The sequence below is a fragment of the Streptomyces sp. NPDC031474 genome (assembly GCF_055581185.1).
Genome location: NZ_JBVIJX010000003.1, coordinates 419,287 through 444,585, shown reverse-complemented (window position 1 = coordinate 444,585; position 25,299 = coordinate 419,287). Strand labels below are relative to the sequence as shown.

Annotated in this window: 23 protein-coding genes and 3 pseudogenes; 9 read left to right on the top strand and 17 right to left on the bottom strand. The window is 70.9% G+C overall.

The window, feature by feature from the left end:
* Positions 1–2: 2 nt before the first annotated feature.
* Both ACZ5SK_RS07605 and ACZ5SK_RS07600 read left to right on the top strand, forming a co-directional pair.
* The gene (locus tag ACZ5SK_RS07605; protein WP_334582166.1) at positions 3–1,244 is read left to right on the top strand and encodes an aminotransferase class V-fold PLP-dependent enzyme; all 1,242 of its coding nucleotides are present in this window, start codon (positions 3–5) and stop codon (positions 1,242–1,244) included.
* Between the two features lie 127 nt (positions 1,245–1,371).
* Positions 1,372–1,713, top strand: a complete 342-nt coding sequence (locus tag ACZ5SK_RS07600) for a hypothetical protein (RefSeq protein ID WP_334582164.1) — start codon at positions 1,372–1,374, stop codon at positions 1,711–1,713.
* Positions 1,714–1,905: 192 nt separating this feature from the next.
* Here ACZ5SK_RS07600 and pepN read toward each other — a convergent pair whose 3' ends face one another.
* Complete coding sequence (gene pepN / locus ACZ5SK_RS07595) at positions 1,906–4,347, bottom strand: aminopeptidase N (RefSeq protein WP_468575522.1); 2,442 nt, start codon at positions 4,345–4,347, stop codon at positions 1,906–1,908.
* Positions 4,348–4,586: 239 nt separating this feature from the next.
* Here pepN and ACZ5SK_RS07590 point away from each other — a divergent pair, with 239 nt between their 5' ends.
* The 3 genes from ACZ5SK_RS07590 (at position 4,587) to ACZ5SK_RS07580 (ending at position 6,943) form a co-directional block, all read left to right on the top strand.
* Entirely contained in the window at positions 4,587–5,069 is a 483-nt protein-coding gene (locus ACZ5SK_RS07590; RefSeq protein WP_334582160.1) for a molybdopterin-dependent oxidoreductase, read from the top strand.
* Positions 5,070–5,149: 80 nt separating this feature from the next.
* Complete coding sequence (locus ACZ5SK_RS07585; protein WP_468575521.1) at positions 5,150–5,839, top strand: M24 family metallopeptidase; 690 nt, start codon at positions 5,150–5,152, stop codon at positions 5,837–5,839.
* 42 nt (positions 5,840–5,881) lie between these two features.
* On the top strand, positions 5,882–6,943 hold the full coding sequence (locus tag ACZ5SK_RS07580; RefSeq protein WP_361702510.1) for a threonine aldolase family protein: 1,062 nt from the start codon (positions 5,882–5,884) through the stop codon (positions 6,941–6,943).
* A 45-nt stretch (positions 6,944–6,988) separates the two neighbouring features.
* On the opposite strand, the gene ACZ5SK_RS07575 is transcribed toward ACZ5SK_RS07580, so the two are convergent.
* The 4 genes from ACZ5SK_RS07575 to ACZ5SK_RS07560 form a co-directional block, all read right to left on the bottom strand.
* On the bottom strand, positions 6,989–7,507 hold the full coding sequence (locus ACZ5SK_RS07575; protein WP_334582155.1) for a hypothetical protein: 519 nt from the start codon (positions 7,505–7,507) through the stop codon (positions 6,989–6,991).
* A gap of 126 nt (positions 7,508–7,633) precedes the next feature.
* Positions 7,634–7,807 (bottom strand): hypothetical protein, encoded by a 174-nt coding sequence (locus ACZ5SK_RS07570; RefSeq protein ID WP_334582153.1) that lies wholly within the window; start codon positions 7,805–7,807, stop codon positions 7,634–7,636.
* A 25-nt stretch (positions 7,808–7,832) separates the two neighbouring features.
* A complete protein-coding gene (locus ACZ5SK_RS07565; protein ID WP_334582151.1) occupies positions 7,833–8,189 on the bottom strand; it encodes a PRC-barrel domain-containing protein in 357 nt (118 codons plus the stop codon).
* 56 nt (positions 8,190–8,245) lie between these two features.
* Positions 8,246–10,297: a SpoIIE family protein phosphatase gene (locus ACZ5SK_RS07560; RefSeq protein WP_334582150.1), complete on the bottom strand. Its 2,052-nt coding sequence runs from the start codon at positions 10,295–10,297 to the stop codon at positions 8,246–8,248.
* 388 nt (positions 10,298–10,685) lie between these two features.
* Here ACZ5SK_RS07560 and ACZ5SK_RS07555 point away from each other — a divergent pair, with 388 nt between their 5' ends.
* Positions 10,686–11,735 carry a chitinase gene (locus ACZ5SK_RS07555; protein WP_334582149.1) on the top strand — a complete coding sequence of 350 codons (1,050 nt, stop codon included), beginning with the start codon at positions 10,686–10,688 and terminating at the stop codon, positions 11,733–11,735.
* A 168-nt stretch (positions 11,736–11,903) separates the two neighbouring features.
* Here the strand turns inward: ACZ5SK_RS07555 and ACZ5SK_RS07550 are convergent, their stop codons facing one another.
* Positions 11,904–12,416: a DUF6174 domain-containing protein gene (locus tag ACZ5SK_RS07550; protein WP_457494884.1), complete on the bottom strand. Its 513-nt coding sequence runs from the start codon at positions 12,414–12,416 to the stop codon at positions 11,904–11,906.
* Positions 12,417–12,808: 392 nt separating this feature from the next.
* On the opposite strand from ACZ5SK_RS07550, the pseudogene ACZ5SK_RS07545 reads away from it, so the two are divergent.
* Positions 12,809–13,906: pseudogene (locus tag ACZ5SK_RS07545) on the top strand (FAD-dependent oxidoreductase).
* A 77-nt stretch (positions 13,907–13,983) separates the two neighbouring features.
* Here ACZ5SK_RS07545 and ACZ5SK_RS07540 read toward each other — a convergent pair.
* Both ACZ5SK_RS07540 and ACZ5SK_RS07535 read right to left on the bottom strand, forming a co-directional pair.
* Positions 13,984–14,850, bottom strand: a pseudogene (locus ACZ5SK_RS07540) (AraC family transcriptional regulator).
* A 208-nt stretch (positions 14,851–15,058) separates the two neighbouring features.
* Positions 15,059–15,877, bottom strand: coding sequence for an SDR family oxidoreductase (locus ACZ5SK_RS07535; RefSeq protein WP_457494886.1), 819 nt, complete (start codon positions 15,875–15,877; stop codon positions 15,059–15,061).
* Positions 15,878–16,600: 723 nt separating this feature from the next.
* Between ACZ5SK_RS07535 and ACZ5SK_RS07530 the strand changes: the two genes are divergently transcribed.
* Positions 16,601–17,842, top strand: coding sequence for a L,D-transpeptidase (locus tag ACZ5SK_RS07530; RefSeq protein WP_457494887.1), 1,242 nt, complete (start codon positions 16,601–16,603; stop codon positions 17,840–17,842).
* Between the two features lie 144 nt (positions 17,843–17,986).
* On the opposite strand, the pseudogene ACZ5SK_RS07525 reads toward ACZ5SK_RS07530, so the two are convergent.
* Together ACZ5SK_RS07525 and ACZ5SK_RS07520 are read right to left on the bottom strand one after the other, a co-directional pair.
* A pseudogene (locus tag ACZ5SK_RS07525) lies at positions 17,987–18,211 on the bottom strand (DNA-binding protein); the annotation flags it as partial.
* Between the two features lie 98 nt (positions 18,212–18,309).
* Complete coding sequence (locus ACZ5SK_RS07520) at positions 18,310–18,660, bottom strand: ArsR/SmtB family transcription factor (RefSeq protein ID WP_107447194.1); 351 nt, start codon at positions 18,658–18,660, stop codon at positions 18,310–18,312.
* Positions 18,661–18,872: 212 nt separating this feature from the next.
* Between ACZ5SK_RS07520 and ACZ5SK_RS07515 the strand changes: the two genes are divergently transcribed.
* Positions 18,873–19,058, top strand: a complete 186-nt coding sequence (locus tag ACZ5SK_RS07515) for a hypothetical protein (RefSeq protein WP_334582142.1) — start codon at positions 18,873–18,875, stop codon at positions 19,056–19,058.
* A gap of 574 nt (positions 19,059–19,632) precedes the next feature.
* On the opposite strand, the gene ACZ5SK_RS07510 is transcribed toward ACZ5SK_RS07515, so the two are convergent.
* From ACZ5SK_RS07510 to ACZ5SK_RS07480, 7 genes are all read right to left on the bottom strand, one after another.
* Entirely contained in the window at positions 19,633–20,046 is a 414-nt protein-coding gene (locus tag ACZ5SK_RS07510; RefSeq protein WP_334582141.1) for an anti-sigma factor antagonist, read from the bottom strand.
* Positions 20,047–20,095: 49 nt separating this feature from the next.
* Positions 20,096–20,521 (bottom strand): ATP-binding protein, encoded by a 426-nt coding sequence (locus ACZ5SK_RS07505; protein ID WP_334582139.1) that lies wholly within the window; start codon positions 20,519–20,521, stop codon positions 20,096–20,098.
* Positions 20,521–20,958: a pyridoxamine 5'-phosphate oxidase family protein gene (locus tag ACZ5SK_RS07500; RefSeq protein WP_468418902.1), complete on the bottom strand. Its 438-nt coding sequence runs from the start codon at positions 20,956–20,958 to the stop codon at positions 20,521–20,523. Before ACZ5SK_RS07500 ends, ACZ5SK_RS07505 begins: the two co-directional genes overlap by 1 nt.
* A complete protein-coding gene (locus ACZ5SK_RS07495) occupies positions 20,955–22,697 on the bottom strand; it encodes a SulP family inorganic anion transporter (protein WP_334582137.1) in 1,743 nt (580 codons plus the stop codon). The genes ACZ5SK_RS07500 and ACZ5SK_RS07495 overlap by 4 nt, the downstream gene beginning before the upstream one ends.
* The gene (locus ACZ5SK_RS07490; RefSeq protein WP_334582135.1) at positions 22,694–23,035 is read right to left on the bottom strand and encodes an ArsR/SmtB family transcription factor; all 342 of its coding nucleotides are present in this window, start codon (positions 23,033–23,035) and stop codon (positions 22,694–22,696) included. The genes ACZ5SK_RS07495 and ACZ5SK_RS07490 overlap by 4 nt, the downstream gene beginning before the upstream one ends.
* Before the next feature lie 212 nt (positions 23,036–23,247).
* A complete protein-coding gene (locus ACZ5SK_RS07485) occupies positions 23,248–24,819 on the bottom strand; it encodes an oleate hydratase (RefSeq protein ID WP_468575515.1) in 1,572 nt (523 codons plus the stop codon).
* Between the two features lie 45 nt (positions 24,820–24,864).
* Positions 24,865–25,290: a hypothetical protein gene (locus tag ACZ5SK_RS07480; protein WP_457494889.1), complete on the bottom strand. Its 426-nt coding sequence runs from the start codon at positions 25,288–25,290 to the stop codon at positions 24,865–24,867.
* Positions 25,291–25,299: the final 9 nt, after the last annotated feature.

Below are 25,299 nucleotides of genomic sequence, written 5' to 3'. Positions count from 1 at the left end.
CCATGAACGAGGTCGAAGTCGGCACCGTCCCCCGGCCGTTGGTGCTGCCAGACGGGCGGCCCGCGATGGCGGCCTGGACGCTCGACCCCCGGCTGCGGCATCTCAACCACGGCTCGTTCGGCGCCGTCCCGCGGGTGGCGCAGCAGCGGCAGAGCGCCCTGCGGGCCGAGATGGAACGCGCGCCGGTCGTATGGTTCCCGTCGCTGCCCGGCCGGATCGCCGCCGCCCGCGCGGCCCTCGCCGGTCACCTGCGGGCCGACGTCGGGGACCTGGCTCTCGTGCCGAACGCCAGCGCCGGGGCCAGCGTCGTCTTCGCCGCGCTGGCCGCCCGCCCCGGCGGGGACATCGTGGTCACCGACCACGGCTACGGCGCCGTCACCATGGGCGCCCAGCGGCTGGCAGACCGCTGGGGGAGGAGCGTGCGCACCGCCCGGATCCCCCTGGCAGCCGACGCCGAGCAGGCCTACCAGGCGGTGATGGCGGAGGTGGACGACGACGTCGCCCTCCTCGTCCTGGACCACATCACCTCCGCGACGGCACGGCTGATGCCGGTCGAACGCGTCGGCGCGGAAGCCGCACGGCGCGGGGTCACCCTGCTCGTCGACGGCGCTCACGCCCCCGGACTGCTCGCCGCGCCGCTGGACGGTCTGGTCTGCGACGCCTGGGTCGGCAATCTCCACAAGTGGGGGTGCGCCCCGCGCGGCACGGCGGCGCTCGTCGCCCGCGGCCCGCTGCGCACGGACCTGCACCCGCTGATCGACTCCTGGGGCGCCGCCGAACCCTTCCCGGACCGCTTCGACCATCAGGGCACGCTCGACGCCACGGGCTGCCTGGCCGCGCCCACAGCGCTGGACTTCATCGACGACACCTGGGGCTGGGACACCGCCCGCCGGTACATGGACGAGCTGGCGGAGTACGGCGCCCACGTCGTCGCGGCCGCCTTCGCCCGGACCGGGACCCCGGCGGACCCCGTCGACGTCGGGATGCCCGTCCCCGGTATGCGCCTGGTCCGGCTGCCCGAGGGACTGGGCACGAGCCGGGTCGCGGCGGACGCCCTGCGCGACCGTGCGACCGCCGAGCTGGGCGTGGAAGCGGCGTTCACCAGCTTCGACGGGCTCGGCTACCTCCGGCTGTCCGCCCACGTCTACAACACCCCCGAGGACTACGACCACTTCGCCGAGGCCTGCGTGCCCCACGTCGAGAAGTGGGCCCGCGAGTCAGGGGAATCACCGGCCCGCGCGTAGGCGCCGCAGGCGGAACAGGGCCGGGGGCGGCCCGTTGTCAGTGCCGTGATGAAGGATGCCCCAGGTGAGATCAACTTCCGCTCCGCGGGGTAGGCGGTCTCATGTCCCCGCCCAGGAAAGGTCCTTCATGATGCCGTCCTCCGCCGCACAGCCGCAGGTCCGCGACGTCCTGCGCATCGTCTCCGATCCGCGTACGCCGGTGTTCGTGACCGAGTACGCCGGCGGACGCCGTGTGTACGGCTACTGGCGGCCGCTGGACGCCGACGGCGGGTGGGGAGGCTGCTACGTCGCCCTGTCCACCGCCGAGTGCGACGCGCTGTACGCGGCGGGACGGATCACGCTCGGCGAGCCCGTCACGGACCCCACGAAGACGACCTACCGGGCCCGCCCCGCCCGCACTCCGGCCGCAGCCGCCCGCCCCACGGCCGCCCCGGTACGGACGACGGGTGCGAGGAGACACGCGGCGTGAGGGAGCGGCCGACGGCCGGCCGCCATGGGGCTCGGCCTCGCGGCCGCCGGCGACGCGGACGCCCACGCGGCGCCGACGGACGACATCTCACGGCACGTCAGGACAGCACTGACCGGGGACCCGGCGGCGCTCTGCCCGCAACCGGCGAGCCGGCGCCGCCGCCCCCGTCGTGGAAGCCGAGTCGGCCTTCGGTCAGGCCGTGCGGGTTCGGGAACGGAGCATCCGCCGCACCGCGTCCGAACGTTCCAGGAGCGTGTTGCGCACCACCGGGGCCGCCTCGTGGGACGTCTGCCGGGCCTTCTCGATGTACGCGGTGTCGACGGCGTGCGGTGGGAAGAGGTGGCTTGCGAAGACCATCGCCGGGATCATCCCGCCTCGGTGCAACTGCGGGACGGCTTCCAGATAGCTCTGGGCGTACGGCGCCAGCAGCGTGTCCTGGGCGGGGCGCCAGAACGCCGCCGCCACCTGGCCGACCGCGTTGACGGGGACCGCGCGGTCCACCGCCACCCGCTGCCAGACCTCCGCCTTGGCGGCGGGGTCCGGCACGGCGGCCCGCACGGTGAGGGCGCGGACCCAGGCGTCGGGATCCGGGTCGTCGGCCAGGAGCACGGCGGCCTCGGCCGAGACGTCCCCGCCCAGTTCCGCCTCGCGGACCAGCGCGCGCCAGCGCAGGTCCACGTCGTCGCCCGCCTGTTCCCGCAGCCACGCCAGGTCCTTCGGGCTCGTCGCGGTGCGGGCCAGGCCGCGCAGGGCGACCCGGCGGCGGCCGGGGTCCGCGGCGAGCCGCCGACAGACCGCCGCCACCGCCGCCGTCAGTGCGGCGCGCTCGTCGTGCGGCGCCCACAGTTCGGCGATGTTCGCGGCGAGCGTCAGATAGGGCTCGATCACGGCGTCGGACGTCTCGGCCGCGAGGACGGCGGTGATGCACCGCCCGGCTTCCACCGCCGTGGCCTCCCCGGCGGTCAGCATGTCCCACACGGTCGCCACGGCCACCCCCCGGGAGATGGCCGTGGGCAGCTGCGCCGCGGAGCTGAACAGGGCCTCCCTCGTCGAGGGATCCGGGCGGGTGGTGGCGAAGGTCAGATCGTCGTCGTTGATCAGCAGGAGGCCGGTGTCCGCCTCGGGCGGCAGACCGGTGAGCGCAGTGCGGGCCTGTGTCACCTCCACGCGTACCAGCGCCCCGCGTTCGAGGGCTTCGCCGTTCCTGCGGTACGCGCCCACGGCCAGCACCTGCGGGCGCGGGACGCCCACCGCCGCCAGCGTCACGGTGTCGCCGTCGCGTTCCACGGTGAAACGGTCCGGGCCCGCAGTGCCGAGCCACGCCGTGCGCCAGGCGTCCAGGTCGCGCCCGCTCGCCTCGGACAGAGCGTCGATGAGGTCCTGGAGGGTGGCGCTGCCCCACGCGTGGCGGGCGAAGTAGGAGGTCATGCCCGCCCTGAACCGTTCCTCGCCGACATACGTCATGAGCTGCTGGAGAACGGAGGCGCCCTTGGGATAGGTGATGTTGTCGAAGATCGAGGCGGCCTGGGCGACGTCGTGGATGGGCTGATGGATCGGGTGCGACACGGGCCCCTGGTCGGAGAGGTACGCCCTGAGCTTGCCGTCCGCCAGGTGGCCCGCCCAGGCGTCGGTGTACCGGGTGGCGCGCTCGGCGGCCCAGTGGCAGGCGAACTCGGCGAACGCCTCATTGAGCCACAGGTCGTCCCACCAGCGCATGGTGACGATGTTGCCGAACCACATGTGGGCCATCTCGTGCAGCAGCACCTTCGCCAGCAGCTCGCTCTCGGCGGGCGTCGGCGTGGCCCGCCGCAGGAAGCCGTCCGACCAGGTCACACAGCCGTAGTTCTCCATCGCCCCGCCGAACTCCGGCATGAACACCTGGTCGTACTTGGCTTGCGGGAACGGCATGGCGAAGGCCTCGCCGAAGAAGGCGAGGCCCTGACGGGTGAGGGTGAAGATCTCGTCGGCGTCGCGGTCGAGGACCGAGGCGAGGGAGCGGCGGGCGTAGAGGCCGAGGTCGTGGCCGTCGGCCTCGCGGCGGACCTCGTGGAACGGTCCCGCATTGACGACCGTGTTGTACACGGACAGGGGCGGGGTGTCTGGGAACGTCCAGAGGCGGGCGCCGGCCAGCTCCTCGACGCGCGGACCCTGCGCGTTGCTGGTGACGGTCCATGCGGTCGGGGCGGTGACGGTGAAGGCGTGCGGGGCCTTCAGGTCGGGCTGGTCGAAGCACGCCCAGACGAACCGGGCCTCGTCCGGTTCGAAGCTCATCCACACATAGACCTCGCCGTCCGCGGGGTCGGTCGCCTTGTGCACGCCCGCGCCCGTCGCCGTGTCGGCCTGCACGCTCTCCACCCGCAGGACGTTGTGCTCGGCGAGGCCGGGCAGGAGTATCCGGCCGTCCCCGGCGGGGATGAGCGGGCGGCCGTTCAGTGTGGCGCTGCGGACCTGCGCCGCGCAGTCCACGAAGGTCTCCGCGCCCGGCTCCCGGCAGCCGAAGGTCACGGTGGAGACGCACCGGACCTCCGGCCCGTCGGTCAGACCGGTGAGGTCGATGTCGACGTCGTACCGCTCGACCGTCAACAACGCACCCCGGCGCTCGGCTTCCGTACGGGTCAGGCTCCGGATCTCCATATGTCCTCCCTCAGCAGACAGCGGGCGTCAGCGTATGACGCGGGACAACGGCGGACGCAGGGGTTTTTCGCGCGTCACCATGAAGAACGACAGGCCGGTCCCCTCATCATTGATCACCGCAAGTGCAAGGAAAGAGGAATCAGATGCATCGCACAAGCTGGCCCTTCCGTAATATTGGTTGGCATGTGCGTTTGAGTGAGGAGTGGCTTCGGGTACGGTCGTCCGGGAGGTGGTAGCCCGTGAGTCAGTCCCTCGCACCCGCCGGTACGGCCGCCGGCCCGGTGGCAGAACTCGCCCTGACCGGAGATCTGACCCGTCCGGCCCGGCTGACGGTGCCCGACCTGCTCGCCTGGTCGCAGCACCGAACCGACGTCAGCTTCGAGTGCGCCACCAGCGGCGTCCGGCACCACCGCTTCACCGGACCACTGCTGCACGACGTCCTCATGGCCGCACAACCCGCCTTCGACCCCGCCCGCCGCAAGGACCGCCTGCGCTTCCTGATCGCGGTGTCCGGCGCCGACGGCCACCACGCACTGCTGTCCTGGGCGGAGATCGACCCCGACTTCGGCGGCGCCCCCGTACTGCTCGCGGCCACCATCGACGGCACCCCGCTCGACCGCGCCGGACCACAGCTCGTCCTGCCCCAGGACCGCTGCGGCGCCCGGCACATCAGCGGCATCCAGCAGATCCGCGTGGACGGCGGCTACACCACGTGGGCGTGACACCGATCGGTGCCGGAGCCGCCCGCCGGCCGGCGGAGCCCCCGTTGCCGGAAGCGGCCCGGATCACTACGGTCGGCCCCATGGCGGACGACGAACCCACGCGCGCGGCACGACTGTTGGACGCACAGGCCAAGGCCGAACGGCTCTTCGCGGAGATCGAGGGGCGCGGGCTCGTCGCGCCGGGGGAAGACGAGCGAGCGGTCAGCGACCGGATCCGGGACCTGGCGAACGAGCTGTTCGGCACGACCCGGCACTGGCACAAGCGGATCGTGCGGTCGGGCCCGAACACGCTCGCGCCGTACCGCGAGAACCCGCCGGACCGGGTGATGGGCGCCGACGACATCGTCTTCGCCGACTTCGGGCCCGTCTTCGAGGAGTACGAGGCCGACTTCGGCCGGACCTTCGTCCTCGGCGACGACCCGGTCAAGAAACGGCTGCGGGACGACCTGCCGAAGATCTTCGCCGCCGGCAAGCACTTCTTCGAGAGCACCCCTGACATCACCGGCAAGCAGCTGTACGCCGAGGTCCAGCGGCTGGCCGCCGACGCCGGCTGGGAGCTGGGCGGCTGGCACGCCGGGCACCTCGTCGGCGAGTTCCCGCACGAGTGGATCGACGGCGCCGACACGGAGTCGTACATCACTGCGGCCAACGACACCCCGCTACGGCGCGCCGACAAGGCAGGGCGCCGCTGCCACTGGATCCTGGAGATCCATCTCATCGACCGGGAGCGGGAGTTCGGCGGCTTCCACGAGGAACTGCTCACCCTCTGACCAGACCATGAGCGCACGCACCGCACCCAAGGAAGCCCGCCCATGGACACCAGCACCGGTTCCATCCCCTCCAGCCGCGCATTCATCAGCGACAACATGGCCGGGGCGTCCCCGGAGATCGTCCAGGCCGTCGTCGAGGCAGCCGCGGGCCAGGTTCTGCCGTACGGCAGCGACCCGTTCACCGACAAGGTGCGCCGCAAGCTGGACGCGATCTTCGAACGGGACACCGCCGTCCTCCTGGTCTCCACCGGTTCGGTTGCCAACGCCCTGAGCCTGGCCGCCCTGACCCGGCCCTGGGGAAGCGTGCTGGCCCACCCCGCCAGCCACATCAACACCAGCGAATGCGGAGCCCCCGAGTTCTTCACCGACGGCGCCAAGATCGTCACCGTGGCCGGCGACGACACCAAGGTCGACCCCGACGCTCTTCAGCAGGCGGTGCGTCACCGGGTGGGGGACGTGCACGCCGTGCAGCCGTCCGTCCTGAGCATCAGTCAGGCCACCGAAAGCGGCAGCGTCCACACCCTGGAAGAGATCCGTCGCCTGTGCGCCATCGCCAAGGACGCCGGTCTGCGTGTCCACATGGACGGCGCACGCTTCGCCAACGCCCTGGACACCATCGGCGCCTCCCCGGCCGAGATGACCTGGAAGGCCGGCGTGGACGTGCTGTCCTTCGGAGCCACCAAGAACGGCGCGATGACCGTCGAGGCCGTCGTCTCCTTCGACCCCGCGCTCGCCGACGAACTCGCCTTTCGCGCCAAGCGTGCCGGGCAACTGGCCTCCAAGATGCGCTTCCACGCCGCCCAGCTCGACGCCTACCTCACCGACGACCTGTGGCTGCGCAACGCCCGCCAGGCCAACGCCATGGCCATGCGGCTCAGCGACGGCCTCAAGGCCGTCCCCGGTATCGGCCTGTCGGCCACCCCGCAGGCGAACATCGTCTTCTGCCGTCTGCCCCAGCAGGCCGTCGAAGGACTCCTCGCCGAGGGCTACACCTTCTACCACGGCCGCTGGGGCCATGGAGTGGTCCGGCTCGTCACCGCGTTCTCCCACACCCCGGACGACATCGACGGGTTCCTCGACGCGATCCGCCGCCACGCCGGCTGAGCACCGGCTGCGGGAGCCGTCCTCGCGCACGGCGAGGCGGGTCGCTCAGCGGATGTAGGCGTCGCAGAGGCCGCGTACGGCAGGGGGCACGGGTGACTGGTGCGACCACTCGCACACGGTGCGCATGTCGTACGTGGGCCGGGGCTGGGTGGTCCGCGGCCCAGGGGGCTGGTGGCGGGGCGCGGCGGGGGCTGCGGACCGGTGACGGGTCGGCGGGGGCGTGGCGGACCCGGGCGGTGCGGGACGTGCGGGTCGCGCCGCCGCGTCCGTGTCCGGGCGCGCCGCAGTCCGGGCGCGCGCAGGCGAGTGCCCCTCGGCGCTCGAGGAACGGCGCTCCGCGACGCCGCGGCGGCCTCGGGTGTGCTGCTGCGGTGCCCGGGTGGGGGCAGTGGTGACGAGGGCGGTGCGCGCGGAGGCCTGGCCCGGGGCGGGGACGGGGGAGGGCGTGCGGGCGGCGTCCGGGGCCATGTGCGGGGGCGGCGGTGCGCCGGACGGGAGGGAGACGCAGCCGCCGGTGAGGAGGACGGCGGCCAGGACGGGGGCGAGGGCGAGGGGACGGCGCATGCCCACAGGGTGACGGTGGGCCGGGTGACACGGGGCTGCTTCGCCGGTGATCACCGGCATGGGTGACGGCCGCGGCGGCGGCGACGGTCGCCGGGCAGGGACGAAGCCCGGCGGGGACGAGGCCCGTCAACGGGCCAGGCGGTGCTTTCTTCCGCCTCGGCGGAACCGCATCGCGGCGTAGATGAGATCGGCGAGGAGAACGAGGGCGCCGATGATCAGCAGGTAGAACATCCCGTGGACCGCGAACCCGATGATGCCCAGGACGAGGGCCACGAGGATCAGAAACAGAAACAGGCTCATGGGTACTCCCGACGGCCTCGACGCCTCAGCGGCGGGCTAGGCGTCGCTCGCCGCCGGCGCCCGGCGCATAGTCCAGTTCGTAGTGTGCGAACACCTTCGGTTCGTCCTGGGCGCGCAGTTGGCCGTCGACGCCGATCGCCGGGGCCTTCTTCACCGCGTTCTTGCTGTGGGCGACCTTCAGATAACCCGGGCCGACGGTCGCCCCGTGAAGTGGCACGAACACCAGGCGGCGACGCGTGGGAAGACCCACGGTCACTGTTGCGAAGCAGGGCCTGTCGGTGCCGGTGTCCACGTAGACCGACTCCAGGACGCCGATCCTGTGCCCCTGCGGGTCGACCACGTGGTGACCGCGCCATTCACGGATATCGCCAGCCTCGAACATGAGGTACCTCCGCAAGTGCGGGTACCCCGAATCCGCTCGACAGGCACGTCGGCACGTCACTGCGGTCGGGCCATCAGCACCGCGACGTCGTCCTGGGCGGGGTGCGGCAGCATCTGCTCGAGGACGCAGTCGCAGAGTGCGGCGAGCGGCTGACCGGGGCGCCGCAGAGCCCGTGCGAGCCGGTCGAGTCCCTGATCGAGGTCCCTGCCGCGGGCTTCGACGAGCCCGTCGGTGTACAGCACGAGCAGGCTGCCCGCCGGCAGCGGGACGACCTCGGTCCCGAACTGCTGCCCTCCCGTTCCCAGCGGGGTCCCCGACGAGCCGTCGAGGAAGCTGATCGCCCCGCCCGGCGCCACCACCGCGGGCGGGGGGTGACCGGCGCGCGCGACGAGGCACCCGCCGGAGGCGGGATCGTGGACGGCGTAGACGCAGGTCGCCATCTGGTCCTCGCCCATGTCGGCCACGACGGCGTCCAGCGAGCGGAGCATGTGGGCCGGCTCGATGCCGTGCCGGGCGAGCGTACGCACCGCCGCACGGAGCTGGCCCATGACGGCCGCGGCGCGGATGCCGTGCCCCATGACGTCCCCGATGACGAGTGCGGTTCGATCCGCGGGCAGTGCGATGACGTCGAACCAGTCGCCGCCGACGTCGTGTTCGCTGGCGGGCAGGTACCGTCCCGTGAGCTCCAGGCCGGGGACGGCGGGCAGCGCGCTGTTGGTCAGACTGCGCTGCAGGGTGAGGGCCGCCGCGCGCTGCCGGGTGTACATGAGCGCGTTGTCGATGTTCAGGGCGGCGCGCGCCGCCAGCTCGTCGACGAGCACGCAGTCCTGCTCGTCGAAGGGCTCACGGCTGCGCAGCCGCGTCACCACCATCGCGCCGAGCACCTTGCCCCGGGCGACCAGCGGGACCAGTCTCGCGGAGCCCAGGCTCATGAGATAGGCGCGCAGGTCGCCGGCGCGGGGATCGGTGATCAGCGCCGGGACGTCGGACCGGTAGAGGTTGGTGGGACGGCCGTCGGCGATGACGCGTTCGTAGAGGGAGCCGGGTGCGATCCGGGATGTCGTGCCCGGGACCAGCTTCGCCGTGGGGGCGCCGGGATCGGGGAAGAGAGCGGCCATCCGCCGGACCACGCCGTGGGTGGCGGCAGTGGACTCGTCGGGTGCGATGACCTCTTCGAGGAGCTGGACGTCGGCGGAGTCCGCGAGCTGGGGCACCAGCATCTGCACGATCTCCTCGGAGGTCTGCCGCAGGTCCAAGGTGGTGCCGATCCGGGTGCCGGCCTCCGCCAGCAGTGCGAAACGACGGCGGGCGCGTTGGGCGTCGCGTTCGGCCTGCTGGCTATCCGTGATGTCGATGAGGGAGGCGATCAGGCCCAGGGTCCGGCCGGCGCCGTCGAGCAGCGGCGCGTAGGAACACGACCAGGTCCGTTCACGGTGGGGGTCCGCCGGAGTCCGCCCGGAACGGCGGACGTCGACGATTGCCGTGCCCCGGGCCAGTACCTCTCGCATCATCGACTCCAGGGCCACCGCGTCGACGCCGGGCACGACCTCCGTCAACCGCCGTCCGACATGCTCGGCGGCCGGGACGCCGCTCATCCGGGCGAGTGCGTCGTTGACCCGCAGGAAGCGCAGATCGGTGCCGAGGGTGGCCAGACCGATGGGGGACTGACGAAAGAGGCTTTCCAGGGCCGCCAGGGAATCCCGCATGCGCAGCACCTGGGACGTCTCCACGGCGATCAGCAGTGCTCCGGGCCGTCCCCGCGCGTCGGACGCCGGCACGATCCACATCTCCATGGTGACCTCATGGCCGTCGCGGTGGCGCACCGACAGGGTGCCGACGACGGTCTCCCCGCCCTGGACGCGTTGCGTGAGCTGGTCGGCCAGTTCACGGTTGCCGTCGGGGACCAGCAGGGTCGACGCGGGCCGGTCGAGTACGTCCTGCGGCTGGAATCCGAGCAGATCCTGGGCGGCGAGCGACCATTCGACGATGCGGCCGTCCGCGTCCTCACGCCACAGTGCGATCGGAAGCAGCTCGCGCAGCACGCCCGCGTATCCGACAGCCCCCAAAGGCCGCGCGGGCGCCTGTCCCGCCTTCTGAGGGGCATTCACCGTGCTACCTCCCCGGGAGGCGATATCCGGATATGAAAAACCATATCCGGAAAGATTCGAAAGGGCGGAATGCGCCCGCGCCCGAGGTGTCGGTGCGAGGGGCGGCGGAGGTCCGGGCGGACCACTGAGGCGGCGCCGACTTCGCAGGGCGTCTGTGGCGAACCGGACCGGGGGGACAGGAGGGGCATGGGCCGCTGGGGCGAGCGGCTCTCCGAGCTTGGTCAGCTAACTGTAAAGAACCTTGACAGTTAGCTGGTCTAGTCCAATTATGGGTCACTGTTCACACCCCCGCGGTTCTGTCCTTCCGCTGTCCCCGCCTGCCCTTTTCCCCATGGGAGCGTCAGTGAGACGACCTGGTCCTCTTCGTACGTTGCTGTCCTGTCTGAGCGTGACCGCCGTGTCCGCCGGGCTTGTCGCACTGGGAGGAGGAGACGCGCTTGCCGCGCCGGACTCCCTCCCGTCCTTCGGCAGGCCCATGCCGCCCCATGTGGCGGCGCCCTACTTCGAGGCGTGGACCGGCGAGAGCCCGGCCCGACTCGCCGCCGCCTCGGGCAACAAGTACCTCACCCTGGCCTTCCTCCAGACGGCCACGGCGGGCTCGTGCACCGCGTACTGGAACGGCGAGACCGACCAGCCGATCGCACGCACCACGTTCGGCCGCGACATCGCCACGATCCAGGCGCGCGGCGGCAACGCCATCCCGTCCTTCGGCGGCTGGTCCGCCGACACCACCGGCACCGAACTGGCGGACAGCTGCACCAGCGTCGACGCCATCGCCAAGGTGTACGAGAGCCTCGTCACGACGTACGGCATCACCCGGATCGACCTCGACGTCGAGGGCGACTCCATCGACAACGCCGCCGGCATCGACCGCCGCAACAAGGCGATCGCCGAGGTCCAGCGCTGGGCCGGCCGCACCGGCCGCAGCGTCCAGTTCTCCTACACCCTGCCGACCTCCACGACCGGCCTCGAAGCCAACGGCCTGGCCCTGCTGCAGAACGCCGTCGACAACGGCGCGCGGGTGGACGTCGTCAACCTCATGACGTTCGACTACTACGACGGCGCCACCCACGACATGGCGGCCGACACCGAGACGGCCGCCGCCGGCCTGCACGATCAACTCGCCGCGCTCTACCCGAAGAAGAGCTCCGCGAGGCTGTGGAGCATGATCGGCGTCATCGAGATGCCCGGCATCGACGACTTCGGACCCGAGGAGACCTTCACCCCGCAGGACGCGGTCACGGTGGAGAAATGGGCCGAGGCAAAGAAGATCAACACGCTCTCGTTCTGGGCGCTCCAGCGCGACAACGGCGGCTGCCCGGGCACCGGCGGCTCGGATTCGTGCTCCGGCACCGCCCAGGACACCTGGCAATTCAGCCAGTCCTTCGAACCGTTCACCACCGGTGGCGCGCGCCCCTGGAGCGTGTCCGCAAAGTAGCGCCGTCTGCACAAAGGCAGGGCTCGCGGCGAGCGTGCGTGCCGGGCGTCGCGAGCCACGACGTACGTCGGCATCGCCCTGTAGTCGGCGAAGTCCTCCATGTCATGCCGGGCCACACCGGGCCGAACTCCTCGTAGCGTGATTTCTGACCGCGGATCACACAGAGACTCATCGGCCCGTCGTGGTCGGGCTCGGTGATCCGGACGAAGCTGCCTGGCCGGAGGCCGGTTCGTAGGAGCTGATGGTGTACAGGGCTTCGTCGTCGATGGCGTTCTTGTCCCAGTCCAGGGAGATCCGCACGGGGTGCCCGTCGGCGGCGTACTGCGCCTCGGCCGTGTCCGCGTCCTCGCTGCGGGCCCGGTGCAGTGTCTTCAACAGCTTGTCGAGGGTGGGTACTTCGCCCGGCAGATCCCGCGCCTGCCGCCGGCTGTCCTCGTCGAGCCCGACCACCTCCGTCACCTCGCCGTCGTGCACCGTCACCCGGAATGTCCCCGCCAGGACCTGGGTGCTCGACGTCAGCGTGTAGGAGTACGAGGCAGGCTCCTCCCAGCCGCTCGCCGGCTCCTTGATGTCGGCGGAGGTCGTAGCGGTCGAGGAGCCGCAGGCCGTGGTCGCGAGCGGCAGGGCCCCGAGCAGTGCGGCCGTGGCCACGAATCGAACATGGGAACGTCCGGCGGTCATGGTGACTCCCTCGGGGTCGGTTACCGCTGTGACGCCGAAGGACCCGAGAACGTTCACGGCAGCAGTTGCTCAGTTTTGCTGCTGCCGTTCGTCCATGCCCGCCATGAGGGCCCGGTGACACCACCCCCGGATCATGAACAACAAGGGGGGAAGTCATGCCGGACCCGAAGGCCGGAGGCCCCATTGCGGAGCCGCGAAAACGGTAACGGGGGGCGGGGGGTTCGTCCGAGCCGACGTCCGGTGAACCGTCCGCCGTCGTGTCCTGACGGGAAACGTCCGGGCCGGGTTTCCGCCTCCTCGGGGGCGGCGCCCGGCCCTTCGGCCTACGATCGAGCTCACTGCCACGGCCCGCGCCCCCTCGCGGGCACGAACTCGATCGCCGGGGAGGGTCTGTGATCGCCGTCGTGGGCGCCGGGCTGACGGGCGCGGCCACCGCCTGGGAACTGGCCCGGCGAGGCCATGAGGTCACGCTGATCGAGGCCTACGACATCGGCCACAAACACGGCAGTTCGCACGGCAGCTCACGGATCTTCCGACGAGCCTACGCCGACCCCTTCTACGTACGGCTCACCGGGCAGGCGCACGAGCTGTGGCGCGAACTGGAGGACGACGCCTCAACTCCCTTGCTGCGCACGACCGGCGGCCTCGACATGGGCGAGGACCACAACCCGGGTGCGATCGCGGAACTCCTTGCCGCGGCCGACGTGCCCCACGAACTCCTCACCCCGGAAGAGGCCTCGGAGCGCTGGCCGTACATCCGCATCACGGGCCCGGTGCTGTACCACCCGGAGGCGGGCGTCGTCGACGCCGACCGGACCGTCGCGGTCTGCGTGCGACGGGCGATCGAGCACGGGGCGCAGGCGATCATCGGCACACGCGTCACGGGCATCGACGTCCAGGACACCCCGGAGCAGGTGCTCCTGCGCACCGAGGACGGCCGCGAGATCGTCGCCGAAACGGTCGTGATCGCGGCCGGCCCCTGGCTGCCCGAACTCGGACTTCCCTTTTCTCTACCGCAGTTGGAGGTGACCCAGCAGCAGGTCTTCCACTTCCGGCAGCGAGAGCCCGCCGTGCCGTGGCCGACCCTGATCTAGGACGGCGACCTGCACCTGTACGGCCTCCCGTCGGGCAGCGACGGCGGCCCGCTCCCCACCGTCAAGGTCGCCGAGCACGACCGCGGCACCCCCACCACCGCCCGCACCCGCACCGGCGTCGTCGACCCGTCCTCGCGGGCCCGGGTGAGCGGCTTCGTACGCGACCGCCTCCCGGGCCTCGAGCCCGACCCGGTGGCCGAGGCGAGCTGCCTCTACACCATCACCGCCGACGAGGACTTCGTCGTCGACCGCCACGGCCCGTTCGTGATCGCCTCCCCGTGCTCCGGCCACGGCGCGAAATTCGCCCCGCTGACCGGCGCGATGGCGGCCGACCTCGCCACCGGCCGCGCCGAACCTCCCCCCCCCGCTTCCGCCTGCACCGCGCGGGCTAGATGAGACCAAACGGATCCGCCGACCCCCGTACCCGTCACGGAAGCGCGGTTCACCCCGCCCCTGCGTTCGGCGTGCTGTGCTCAGCCCTGTTCCCGCTCCACCGGAAGCCACAGTTCGGCGTCGGCCTCGCGTTTGTCGGGCGACAGGCGGGTGCTCAGGATCTCCGGGCCGGGGCGGCTGCGGTACGGGTTGGACGGGTACCACTCCGTGAACACGTCCCGCCACAGCTCCTGGATGGCCTGCGGCGCCGGACCGGAGGTGGTGAAGACCGCCCAGGTTCCGGCCGGGACAGGGAGAAGCACGGTGCCGTCGGGGGCAGCCGCTGACGTGATCACCCCCTGGTAGTAGTCGAGTTCGGTGCCCTCGGCCCGGCTAGGGTCCAGGTCGTCACAGACCGCCACCATGCCGTGCGGCTCCTGGTCCGACAGTTTCCTCAGGTGCTCCAGGACCTGCGGGTCGATCCCGCGGACGAAGTCGATGATCGCCTGGTTCGGCCCCACGTGCACCAAGGGCACCCGGGCCTTGAGGCCGACGACGTTGAACTCCGGCCTGTCCACTACGCGATAGCGCATGCTGCTGCTTCCTTCCACAGTGAGGCGGAAGGTCAACCGGGGCTGGGAGACGAGCGCGGCGCCGGTGCGCCTGGCCTCGCCCGGCCCGACACCGTGCATGGCGCGAAACGCCCGGGCGAACGCCTCGCCCGAGCCCTAGCCGTAACGCACCGCGATCTCCAACAGCGACTCACGCCCTGCGAGCACCTCGGCGCCCGCGACGGTGAGCCGACGACGCCGTATGTACTCCGACAGCGGCATGCCCGCGAGCGCGGAGAACATCCGGCGCAGGTGGTACTCCGAGGTGGCTGCGATCCGCGCCAGCCCGGCCACGTCGACGGTCTGATCGAGCTCCCGCTCGATGTGCGCCATGGCCTTGTTGAGCCGCTCCAGCACGTCCGGTCTCCTTCCTTGCTTGTGATCACCACGCTAGGCGGCAGGCATCGGGCCGGACCCGACAATCTGTGCCCGGTCGAGTCGGGTGCAAGCGGTCACACCCGGACGGCGCTTGGGGCACCGGGCCCGGCAGGCCTTCTCGACATCCTCTGCCACTTCCTCAGCCACTTCCTCTGCCACACCTGCGAACGCGTTGGTCGCCGCGGCCTCAGCGCAGGAACGTGCGGGCGCCGCGCAGCCGCGTCCGCAACCGCTGCTGCGTCGCGCCGCTGTCGAGGCGTACGTCGAGGGCCCCGGGCAGGGAGGTGTCGGCTCGTCGCCCGGCAGGCAGCCGCGCGTCGTCGAGGCCGTCGCGCCGGGCGATCAGCACGCCGAGGTCGTGGCGGCTCAGGGCGTCCGGCCCGGCGAGATGGAACATCCCCGCCGCGTCGGACAGCGCGATCTCCCACAACGCGGCGGCCAGGTCCTCGACATGGACGGGGCAGCGGATGTCGTCGGTGAACAAGACCCCCTCGCGGGTGCCGTCCGCCAGAGCGTGCACGGTGCGCTCGTGCACGGACCGGCCATGTCCGACGATCAGCGAAGTCCGGGCGACGGCGGCGGTCGGCATCAGCAGTCGCACCGCCGTCTCGGCGGCGGCCTTCGCGGCGCCGTACGGGGTGAGCGGATCGGGCAGGCAGCTCTCGTCGTAGCGGACGCGCGCGCCGGAGAACACCGCGTCGCTGGAGACATGGACCAGGCGGCAGCCCCGCTCGGCGGCGGCCAGTGCCACGCGGACGGCGCCGTCGGCGGTCACCGCCCAGTCGGCCCCGCCGCTCGACGCGTTGACCACGACCGACGGGGCCACGTCCGCGACCACCGTGGCGACGCGCGCAGCGTCGCGGATGTCGAGCGGATGCCAGGACACCCCCGCGGTCGTGCCGGGCCGGGACGCAAACGTCGCGGACGTCTCGAGCCCCGCCGCGGTGGCCTGCCGGATCAGCTCGGCGCCCAGGAAACCACTGCCCCCGATGATCAGGACTGTCATGGACCGACACGGTAGCGAACGCGCACTCGACCACCGCTGGAATCCTGCCTACCGCGGCGATCCGTACGTATGGCAGTCCTGCCCGCGACCGCCGCCGTCGGCGGCAAGAAGAGGGAGGGCGGCGCCCGGGTCGTGGCAGAGGAGAAGGTCGGCCCTCGCCGGATCGATCTGACCGTCGCGTCGCCGGCGTTGGGCCGTACCGCCAAGGTGCGGCTGCTCCGGCGGTGGCCGGTGCTGTACCTGCTCCACGGCTGCTGCGTTCAGCGGGCTCCGCCTCCAGCAGGCGGACGATCAGGCCGTCGAGCCCGGCCGGCAGTCCGGGCCGCAGGCTTCCGGGCTCAGGTGAGACCACGCCCTCTCCGCATGTGCGATGCCGAAGTCCAGCACCCGGACCGCCCCGCGCTGCGTCACCATCACGTTGGACGGTTTGATTCCGCCAAGCAGACCTCGCCCATGCCGCCCGGCCCAGCAGGTCCTCCATGTATGGAGGAGGAGGGGCCTGTCCGTGTACGGGACGTACGCGGCCGAACACGTCGTGCGGCTGCCCGGATTCAGGTCGGGGATCTCGGCGACGCATCCGACACGACGCATCCGGCAATGGGTGGTGTTCGCCACTATTTACCCATTTATGGACAGAGGCATGTCTATAAGTGATGGTAAAGCTGGTTGCACTCCTTCGGCGATCAGCGCAGGGATGCAAAAGACCAGTGGTTGGAGAAGTGTTTGATCGCGCTGTGTAAACGACGCACCGGACTGGTGACTACGGCCGGCGTACTCGGCGGCGTACTCGCAGTCACGGCCCTCGGCGGTACGAGCAACGCTGCCGTCGGCGGCAACGATGCCGGGAGCCCCGCGAAGTCTCAGGCGCGGGTAAGTCAGGCGGACGCCCAGGAAGCCTCCGACGCCCGAATAGAGATAACGCCCGGGCAAGGCGCCTACGACGTCGGGATCAACGGACCGGTCAGCGTCACCGTCAGCAAGGGCAAGCTCACCAAGGTGACCATGACCGCCGTCGCGACCGGTGCCGAGCTGCCGGGCACCCTGTCCGCGGACGGTGTCTCCTGGAAGCCCACCAGCCGGCTGGAGCGTGCCACCAAGTATCAGATCACCGCAGAGGCCGAGGACGCCAAGGGCCGCTCCGTGACCGGTAACGCCACGATCACCACGGTCTCCCCGGCCAACGACTTCGTCGGGCACCTTTCCCCCGAGGACGGCTCGACCGTCGGCGTGGCCATGCCTGTGACGGTCAATTTCAACAACGCGGTCAGCGACAAGGCCGCCGTGCAGTCGGAGATCCAGGTCAGCTCCAGCAGCGGCCAGTGGGTCGTCGGTCACTGGTTCAACGACCACCGCCTGGACTTCCGCCCCAAGAATTACTGGAAGCCCGGCTCCATCGTCACCGTCACGCTCAACCGCCACGGCATCCAGAAGACGGTCACGTTCAGGATCGGCCGGAGCCAGATCAGCACCGTCGACGCGAAGACGAAGCAGCTGACCGTCGTCCGGGACGGCAAGACGCTCAAGACCATCCCGATCTCGGCGGGCAGCGCCGAGCACCCGACGTACAACGGTCAGATGGTGATCTCCGAGAAGTTCAGCCACACCCATATGAACGGTGCGAGCGTCGGCCTCACGGAGAAGGACGGCAAGCCCTCGTACGACATCAAGGCCGTACCGCACGCCATGCGCCTGACCGACTCGGGCACGTTCATCCATGGCAACTACTGGGGTACCGACTCGGTCTTCGGCAAGGTCAACACCAGCCACGGCTGCGTAGGCCTGAAGGACGTCAGGGGTGGCGGCGACAGCAGGCAACCCGCCGCGTGGTTCTTCGACCACTCGATGATCGGCGACGTCGTGATCGTCAAGAACTCCGCGGACAAGACCACGCTGGCCCCCGACAACGGTCTCAGCGATTGGAACATGTCGTGGAGCGAGTGGGTCGCGGGCAGCGCCACCCCCTGACACCAGGCCACTCTCCGCACAGACGAACCGGCATCCCTTCCGCCAGGCACCGATCCGCGCATCGGCGCGGTGGTCGTCAACGGCGCCCCAGCCACACCCACGGTCCTCGAATTCCGCACCGCCCACGCGGCCGAACGCGATCTTGAGGGCGGTGGCGCTGAGCATGGCGTCGGTGGCGTACTTGTGGGCGTGCAGGCCGGCGCCGGCGAGGAGGGCGGCGGCGTGGCGGGCGATGGGTTCGGTGACCGGACCGGTTCGACGACGAGGCGGGAGAGGGGCCACCCCAGGGCCGGGCGGTTGATCCGCGGGTGGACGACTTCCACCAAGGTGACCGCGGAGGACGGCCTTGGCCAGTCCCTCGCTGTCCAGTACGAGGGTGCCGCCGGGGACGGGTGAAGGCGGCCGCCTCCCGGCACACGGAGCGTTGTCAACTCTCCCGGGAGACGGCCGCCGATCCAGCGCGGTCGCTACGACGGCGGCTTCGCCTCCCCTTGAGCGGCCTGTAGGTCGGCGAGCAGCTCGGCCTGGCCGGCCAGGACGCCGGACAGGATGGTTCGGGCGACCCGGAGGAGCTCGGCGACGTGCGGGCTGGTCATCGAGTAGTAGACGGTCGAGCCTTCCTTGCGGGTCACCACCAGGTTCGCGCGCCGCAGTACGGCGAGCTGCTGGGAAAGGTGGGCGGGTTCGATGCCCACTTCGGGCAACATCTCGGCTACCGCGTGCTCGCGCTCGCTCAGCAGCTCCAGGATGCGGATGCGGGCCGGGTGGCCGAGGGTCTTGAAGAACTCGGCCTTCAGTTGGTACAGCGGCGTACTCATCGTGCCGTCGCCTCCCCGGCCCGACAGCACGGCCCCTCCGGCCGGGCCTCGGCGCATCGCATCCACCCACTTGTCGACAACATGTGGCCCATCCTCGCGTGCGGCACCGGCCATGCCGAACCCACATGGAGGAGCCGGATCGCCGCATCCACCAAGACGACCTCAGGAATTGCCAAGATTAGCAATTCCTGAGGTCGTGTGAGGAAGGTGACGTGAGGCTCACCGCGCTGCGCGGCACTGGCGTCGCCTGGCTCAAGTGCCCCGTCTGCCGCCTCAAGTGCAGCGACATTGCCGTCGGACCGAGTGATGGAATCCCGCTGTGCGGCCATGTTCGGATGCTTGAGCTGTATTTCGCCGACCGGTCCATGCAGGAAAGCGAGGACGCCGGACGCAGCTGACCGTCGCTTCCCTCTGGTGGCCGCAGCAGCCCGTCTCCACTGCCGAGCAGGCCGGTATCGAGAAGGCCGGTATCGGAGAAGGCCGCCGCGGCCTCCGCCCGTCAGTCGGGTGCGCGGCCGGCCGTCCACCGCGCCGCCGTCACGCCCTCCAGCCCCTGGTCCCTCTCCCCGCACCATCTGCGAGCGGCGCCCTTCGTCGTCCGCCTGGTTCTGCCCTCCTGCAACCGCGCCGTCATCTTCGCCGCGATGCCGCCCGGCTGGTCGCCGCCTGTCTACGCAACGTCTCCGCGGTCGGCGGCCGGCTCACCTCCCACGGTTACGGCACGGCCGGCCGTCCCGTCGCCGTGATCGCCGTGATCGCCGTGATCGCCGCGGAGGCCGCCGCCGCGAAAGTGAGCTATGAGGGCACCGCTGATCTTGCGCACACGGTCGCCGCCGGTGTCTTCGGCCGGTAACTGACCGCGCCGGGGTTCGTCGAGGACATGGCGATCGCCACCGCGGCGGACACCTGCGCCGTCTGTCGTGCCCGTGCGGGACGGCGACGGGGCCTTCGCCCTGGGGTGAGCCGACGGGGTCAGGTGCCCGGCGGGTTTTCGCCGGGCCATCCGGTGGTGCGCCACTCGTGGCGGCCCTCGACGTGCTCTCCGATTCCCGGGCCGTGCGCGGCGAGCGCGGCGGCCAGGTCGGGGTGCACCGGGATCGGCAGGCCGTCTCCGGTCGGGACGAGGGAGCCGTCGGCGGGGATGGCGGCCAACTCCAGGCTGCGGCCGGCCTCCGTCAGACGGCGCGCGGCTTCAGCGATCGCTACTTGTCCTTCGGCCGACCAGCTGCGCAGCTGGGTCAGCTCGACGATCACCGGTCCGGTGCCGCGGGCCAGGGCCCAGCCGATGGCGCCGGTGAAGCGGTGCACCGCGTCCGGGCCGAGGTATCCCGCGACAGAGAGGATGCCGAGGTTCTCCTCGACGGTGTAGCGCCAGTTGATGGTCATGAGGGTGTGCTCCCTTGTGCGGGTGGCAGGTCGTATGCGTGCCGATCGGTCAGAGGGGCAGGGTGATCCAGATGCTCTTGCCTTTGCCGTCTGCATCCGCGCGGACCACCGCCGTGCCGCCCAGGCCGAGGGTGAGCTCCATGACGGTGGCCAGACCGCCGGTGCCGGAATCGGTGAACGCCGTATACAGCGCGGGCTGGTAGGGGTGGCGGTCATGGACGGCGAAGGCCAGACAGTCCGGGCCCGCCGCGTAGATCACGGTCATCGTCGGGGAGAGGGCCGCGGCATGGCGGACGCTGTTGGTGACCAGCTCGCTGAGGATCAGCAGGGCCGGGCCCACCGTGGGGTGACGCATCCCTACCCGCCATTCGACCAGGGCCTGCTCAGCCGTCTCGCGTGCCGTCCGTACGGCGGACGGTTCGGTGGGCAGCGTGAGCACGTGCCGGTAGGGCAGGGCTTCGAGCTGCGTGGCCATCACACCTCCGCGCGGGTAAGGCGCAAACCGGTGTCGGTTTTGGGGCGCCGGCGCAGCAGGGTGTCGTGCGGGCCGTCGGCCCAGGTAGTCGGGGTGCGCCGGATGGGGGCACCTCTCATGCCCTTGAGGCAGTGGGGGCGGGCGGTCTCGTCGGGGTCTGTGATCATCGCGGCGGGGCCAGAGACGGTGACCGTCGTGCCGGTGCCGCGCACGCCGCGGATCTCGTCCAGGTGGTACATCGCCCTCGCGGGCACCGCGGCGGCCGGGGCACGTGTACGCACGGCCAAGCGGCCGTATTCCACACGGGCCGGGCGGACCGGATCATGGTCAGGTCCCGCTTCCGGCCGCACCGGTCGGCCGATGCTGCCCTCAACCAGCCGCAGCGCCTCCGCACCGGAGACCCCGACCACACGGAGGGGTACGGAGGGAGCGCTCATCGCAAGGTTTCCTCGCTGGAGATGCTGGAGATGCTGGAGGCTCGGGGATTCTGGGCGGGAACGGCGTGGAGGACTCCGGCCGCCTCCAGGTGACCGCGGGCGGCCCGGATCGCCTCGGGGGTGGTGGCGTACTCCCCACCCTCATGGCGCAGCAGCTCCAGCGCGCCGACGGAGTCCAGGACCTGCCGATGCCCGGCGCGCACCCCGGAGGCGAGGACCGTGATGCCGCGACGCCGCAGCTTCTCCACCGCGTCCTTCAGGACCAGGGCCCCGGTGGCGTCCATCGTCGACACCCGGGACATCCGCAGGATCACGACGCGGACGTCGGCGACCTCCGTCAGCTCCAGCAGGAAGCGGTGGGCGGCGGCGAAGAACAGCGGCCCGTCGATGCGGTAGGCCACGATGTGCTCGGCCAGCAGCGCGTGTTCCTCGGCGCTGTGGTCACCTCGGTCGAGCGGCACCTGGTCGAAGCGGGCCTGCTTGGCAACGGCACGCAGCGCGAGCGCGCCTGAGACAGCGAGGCCGATGATGACGGCGTACACGAGGTCCAGGGCCAGGGTCGCGACAGCGGTCAGGACGAGGATCAGCGCGTCCGAGCGGGTGGCCTTCGCCATGGCCCTCAGCGAGCCGACCTCGACCATGCGGACGGCCGTGGCCAGCAGCACGCCCGCCAGCGCGGCGAGCGGGATCTTCGAGACCAGAGGCGCCGCCGCGAAGACGATCACGGCGAGGACCGCCGCATGGGTGAGGGCGGCGATCCGGGAGCTCGCGCCGGTGCGGACGTTGACCGCGGTGCGCGCGATCGCGCCGGTCGCCGGAACCCCGCCGAACAGCGGGGCGGCGATGTTCGCCAGACCCTGGCCGAACAACTCGCGGTCCGGGTCGTGCCGTTGGCCGACCGTCATGCCGTCGGCGACCGAGGCGGACAGCAGGGACTCCAGGGCGGCCAGGGCGGAGACCGCCACGGCCGGGGCCATGAGCGTCCCCAGGGAGCCGATGTCCAGGAAGGACAGCGAGGGCGCGGGCAGCCCGGCCGGCAGGTCGCCGATCGGCTTCGCCGCGTCCAGCCCGACGGCCTGCGCGACCACCGTCGCCGCGATCACGGCCAGGATGGAGAACGGAACAGTCGGCCGCCACCGCGCCCCGACCAGCATGACCGCAGCAACGGCGACGGTGAAGCCGAGCGCGGTCCAGTTCGGGGACTTCGTGAACTCCTCGATCGCCCGCCAGGTCACGACCAGCACCCGGTCACCCTCAGGTTTGGGTACGCCGAGTGCGTTCGGGACCTGCTGCAGGCCGATCACGCAGGCGATGCCGAGGGTGAAGCCCTCGACCACGGGGGCCGGAATGTACTGCATGTAACGGCCGGCCTTGAGTACGGCCAGCGCCATGAGGATCAGTCCGGCCATCAGACCGACCGTCAGGACGCCCGTGGGCCCGTACTCGCCCACGATGGGCACAAGAACCACCGTCATGGCACCGGTCGGCCCCGACACCTGCAGATTCGACCCCCCGAACACCGCGGCGAGCGCACCCGCGACGACCGCGGTCGCCAGGCCCGCCTCCGCGCCCAGGCCGGAGGAGACGCCGAAGCCGAGGGCGAGCGGCAGCGCCACGATGGCCACGGTCAGCCCGGCCAGTAGATCCCGGCGCGGGTCGCGCCGCATCTCCGTCAGGTCGGCACGAGTGGGCAGCAGCGAAGCGATCCGGGCCCAGACCCGGCTCATCTGCGAGGTCATCGCGCGGCGACCTCGCCTTCCCGCAACTCGGCCAGCAACTCGTTCCGTCCGGTCAGCATCTCCGTCAAGATCCGACGTGCGGCCTGCATCAGGTCGGCCACGTCCCCGCCGGCCAGCTCGTAGACCACGGTCGAGCCCTCGCGGGTCGCGGTGACGATGCCCGAGCGGCGCAGCACCGCCAGCTGCTGCGACAGGCTGGCGGGCTCCACCTCGATGGCCGCGAGCAGGTCCCGCACCCGCATCGGTTGCTCCTGGAGCAGCTCCAGCACCCGTATCCGCACAGGATGCCCCAGCATCCGGAAGAACTCGGCCTTGGCCTGGTACAGCGGAACGGACACGACTCCTCGGCTTCCCCTGCTAACCCCACCCCGAGGGGCGGGACGCGAACGGCTGTGCTCGCGGCTACCTGCATACACAACCAACACAGCATCTAACCAATTGCGAAATTTTGCAATTCCGCATCAGACGACTGCGCCGGTGTCGCCGACAGGGAGGATGGCGGCGGGGTGGCGCGCTGTGCTCGGGAAGGGTTGGCTGATCACGCCTCGGGTTATCGGCGGTGCATGGTCTCCAGCGCGGTGGCCAGGACGTGGGGGTCGTGGTGGCCCTTGTGGACGGCGGGCGGGTGCTTGTCGAGCTTGAGGAGTTGGGCCACCGCTGTCCAGGCGGTGCGTACGGAGTACTCGACGGTGAACACGACGTCGTCGGGCACCTCGGCGAACTGCCCGATGAAGGCGAGGTTGACCGATCCGGCGGGCACGACTTTGGGCCGGTCGTCGCGGCGGCGAGCCAGGAACTGGCTGGTGATGTAGGGCATCACGCAGGGCACGACGGTGGAGGTCTCCAGGACACGTGCCGCCACAGGCTCTTCGAAGTGCAGGTGGTGCAGGACCTCTTCGAGGATCTCCCGGCCGGAGCACATCGTCATGGGCTTGGGTGTGTGGTTGCCGGAGCGGTCGGGGAAAAGGCCGTAGCCCCACCAGACCGAGACGCCTTCGGGCTGGTCGCGGTAGACGGGCTGGCGCTGGGCGACGAGGGTGAGCAGCCAGTTGGAGTCCGTGAAGGTCATCAGGCCGCCCCGGCCGGTCTCGCGGCCGCTGAACTTCGCCAGCGTGTCGAGGAAGGCGGGATCCTTCGCGGTGACCGTGAACGACTCCCAGCGCGATTCCTTGACGCACTTGTCGAAGACGGCCGGGTTGCCGAAGTCGTCGCGTCCCCGGGACAGCCGGTGCCAGAGGAGCCAGGCGTCCGAGCGATGGGGAGGCGGGGGCGGTGCGCAGGTGTGCGAGCCGAGGCTGGAGGCGTCGGTCATGGAGCCGTTGGTGACCAGGACCAGGTCTTCGGGGGCTACCCCGATCTTCTCGTCACGGCCGCTACGGGACAGGTAGATCTGCTCGACCCTCGTACTCCGGCGGCCCGGCGCGAGGCCGAGGTCGGTGACGTGGGCTCCGGTGTGGATGGTGACGCCTCGTCCGCGCAGCCAGGCGGTGAGAGGCCGCACGATGGAGTCGTACTGGTTGTAGCGGGTGCGGTGGATGCCCGACATGGTGGCGAACTCGGGGAAGAGGTGGATGAAGCGCCTGAGGTAGCGGCGGAACTCGATGGCGCTGTGCCAGGGCTGGAAGGCGAACGTGGTGCACCACATGAACCAGAAGTTCGTGGTGAAGAAGTGCTCGCCGAAGCAGTCGGTGATCCGCTTGCCGTCCAGGTGTCCTTCGGGGGTTGCCAGGCAGCGGATCAGCTCCAGCCGGTCGCGCTCGGAGAAACCCATCGACGTGGTGTCGACGATCTTTCCGTCCCCGTCGACGAGCCGTGCGATGTCGTCCCAGGCGGACTCCTGGTGTCCGCCCAGGATCTCCTGAGTCACGGAAACCGAGGGGTCGTCGAGGGTGGGAATGGTGGACAGCAGGTCATAGGTGCAGCGGAACTCGGCCTCGAACATCCGCCCGCCGCGCATGGTGTAGCCGGCGTCGGCCGTGCCGCCCGCGTCCAGGCTGCCGCCGACGTTCCGCTGTTCCTCGAAGAGGTGGATGTCGGATCCCTCGAAGCCGCCGTCGCGGATCAGGAACGTTGCCGCGGCCAGTGCCGCGATGCCGCTGCCCACCAGATATGCCTTAGCCATCACACAACTCCTCGTTCTCGCCTGTTGATCGGGAACCGCACCACATCAGTGCGCCGGGTGGGAGTGTGTTGCGCTGCCGCTGCCTGCGGCGGGACGAGCGGTTGCGGAGCCGCCGCGCCACGGCGGGGCCACCGCCCGACGGTCGTCGTGTCCGGCGTGTACGGCCTTGTCGGTCTGGCGGCGCAGCCGGTCCTGGAGCTGGTCGACGACCTCCCGGCCGGTGGCCCCCTCGGCGAGCACGACAACCTCACGCTGTCCGAGGTGCAGGGCTGCCGTCGCCGACCAGGGACGGTCCGCGTGGTGGGCCGAGGCTCTCGTGATGTGCACCTCGCCGGTGACGGCGGGCAGCCCCGGCCGGCTCAGGACGGCGTCGATCTTCGTGCGGGCGTATGCCAAAGTCTCCTCGTCCACTTCGCCATCCGAACGCAGCAGCACGCTGGCAGTGGTGGCCAGGGAGTCGTTCTTGGTCATGTCGGTTCC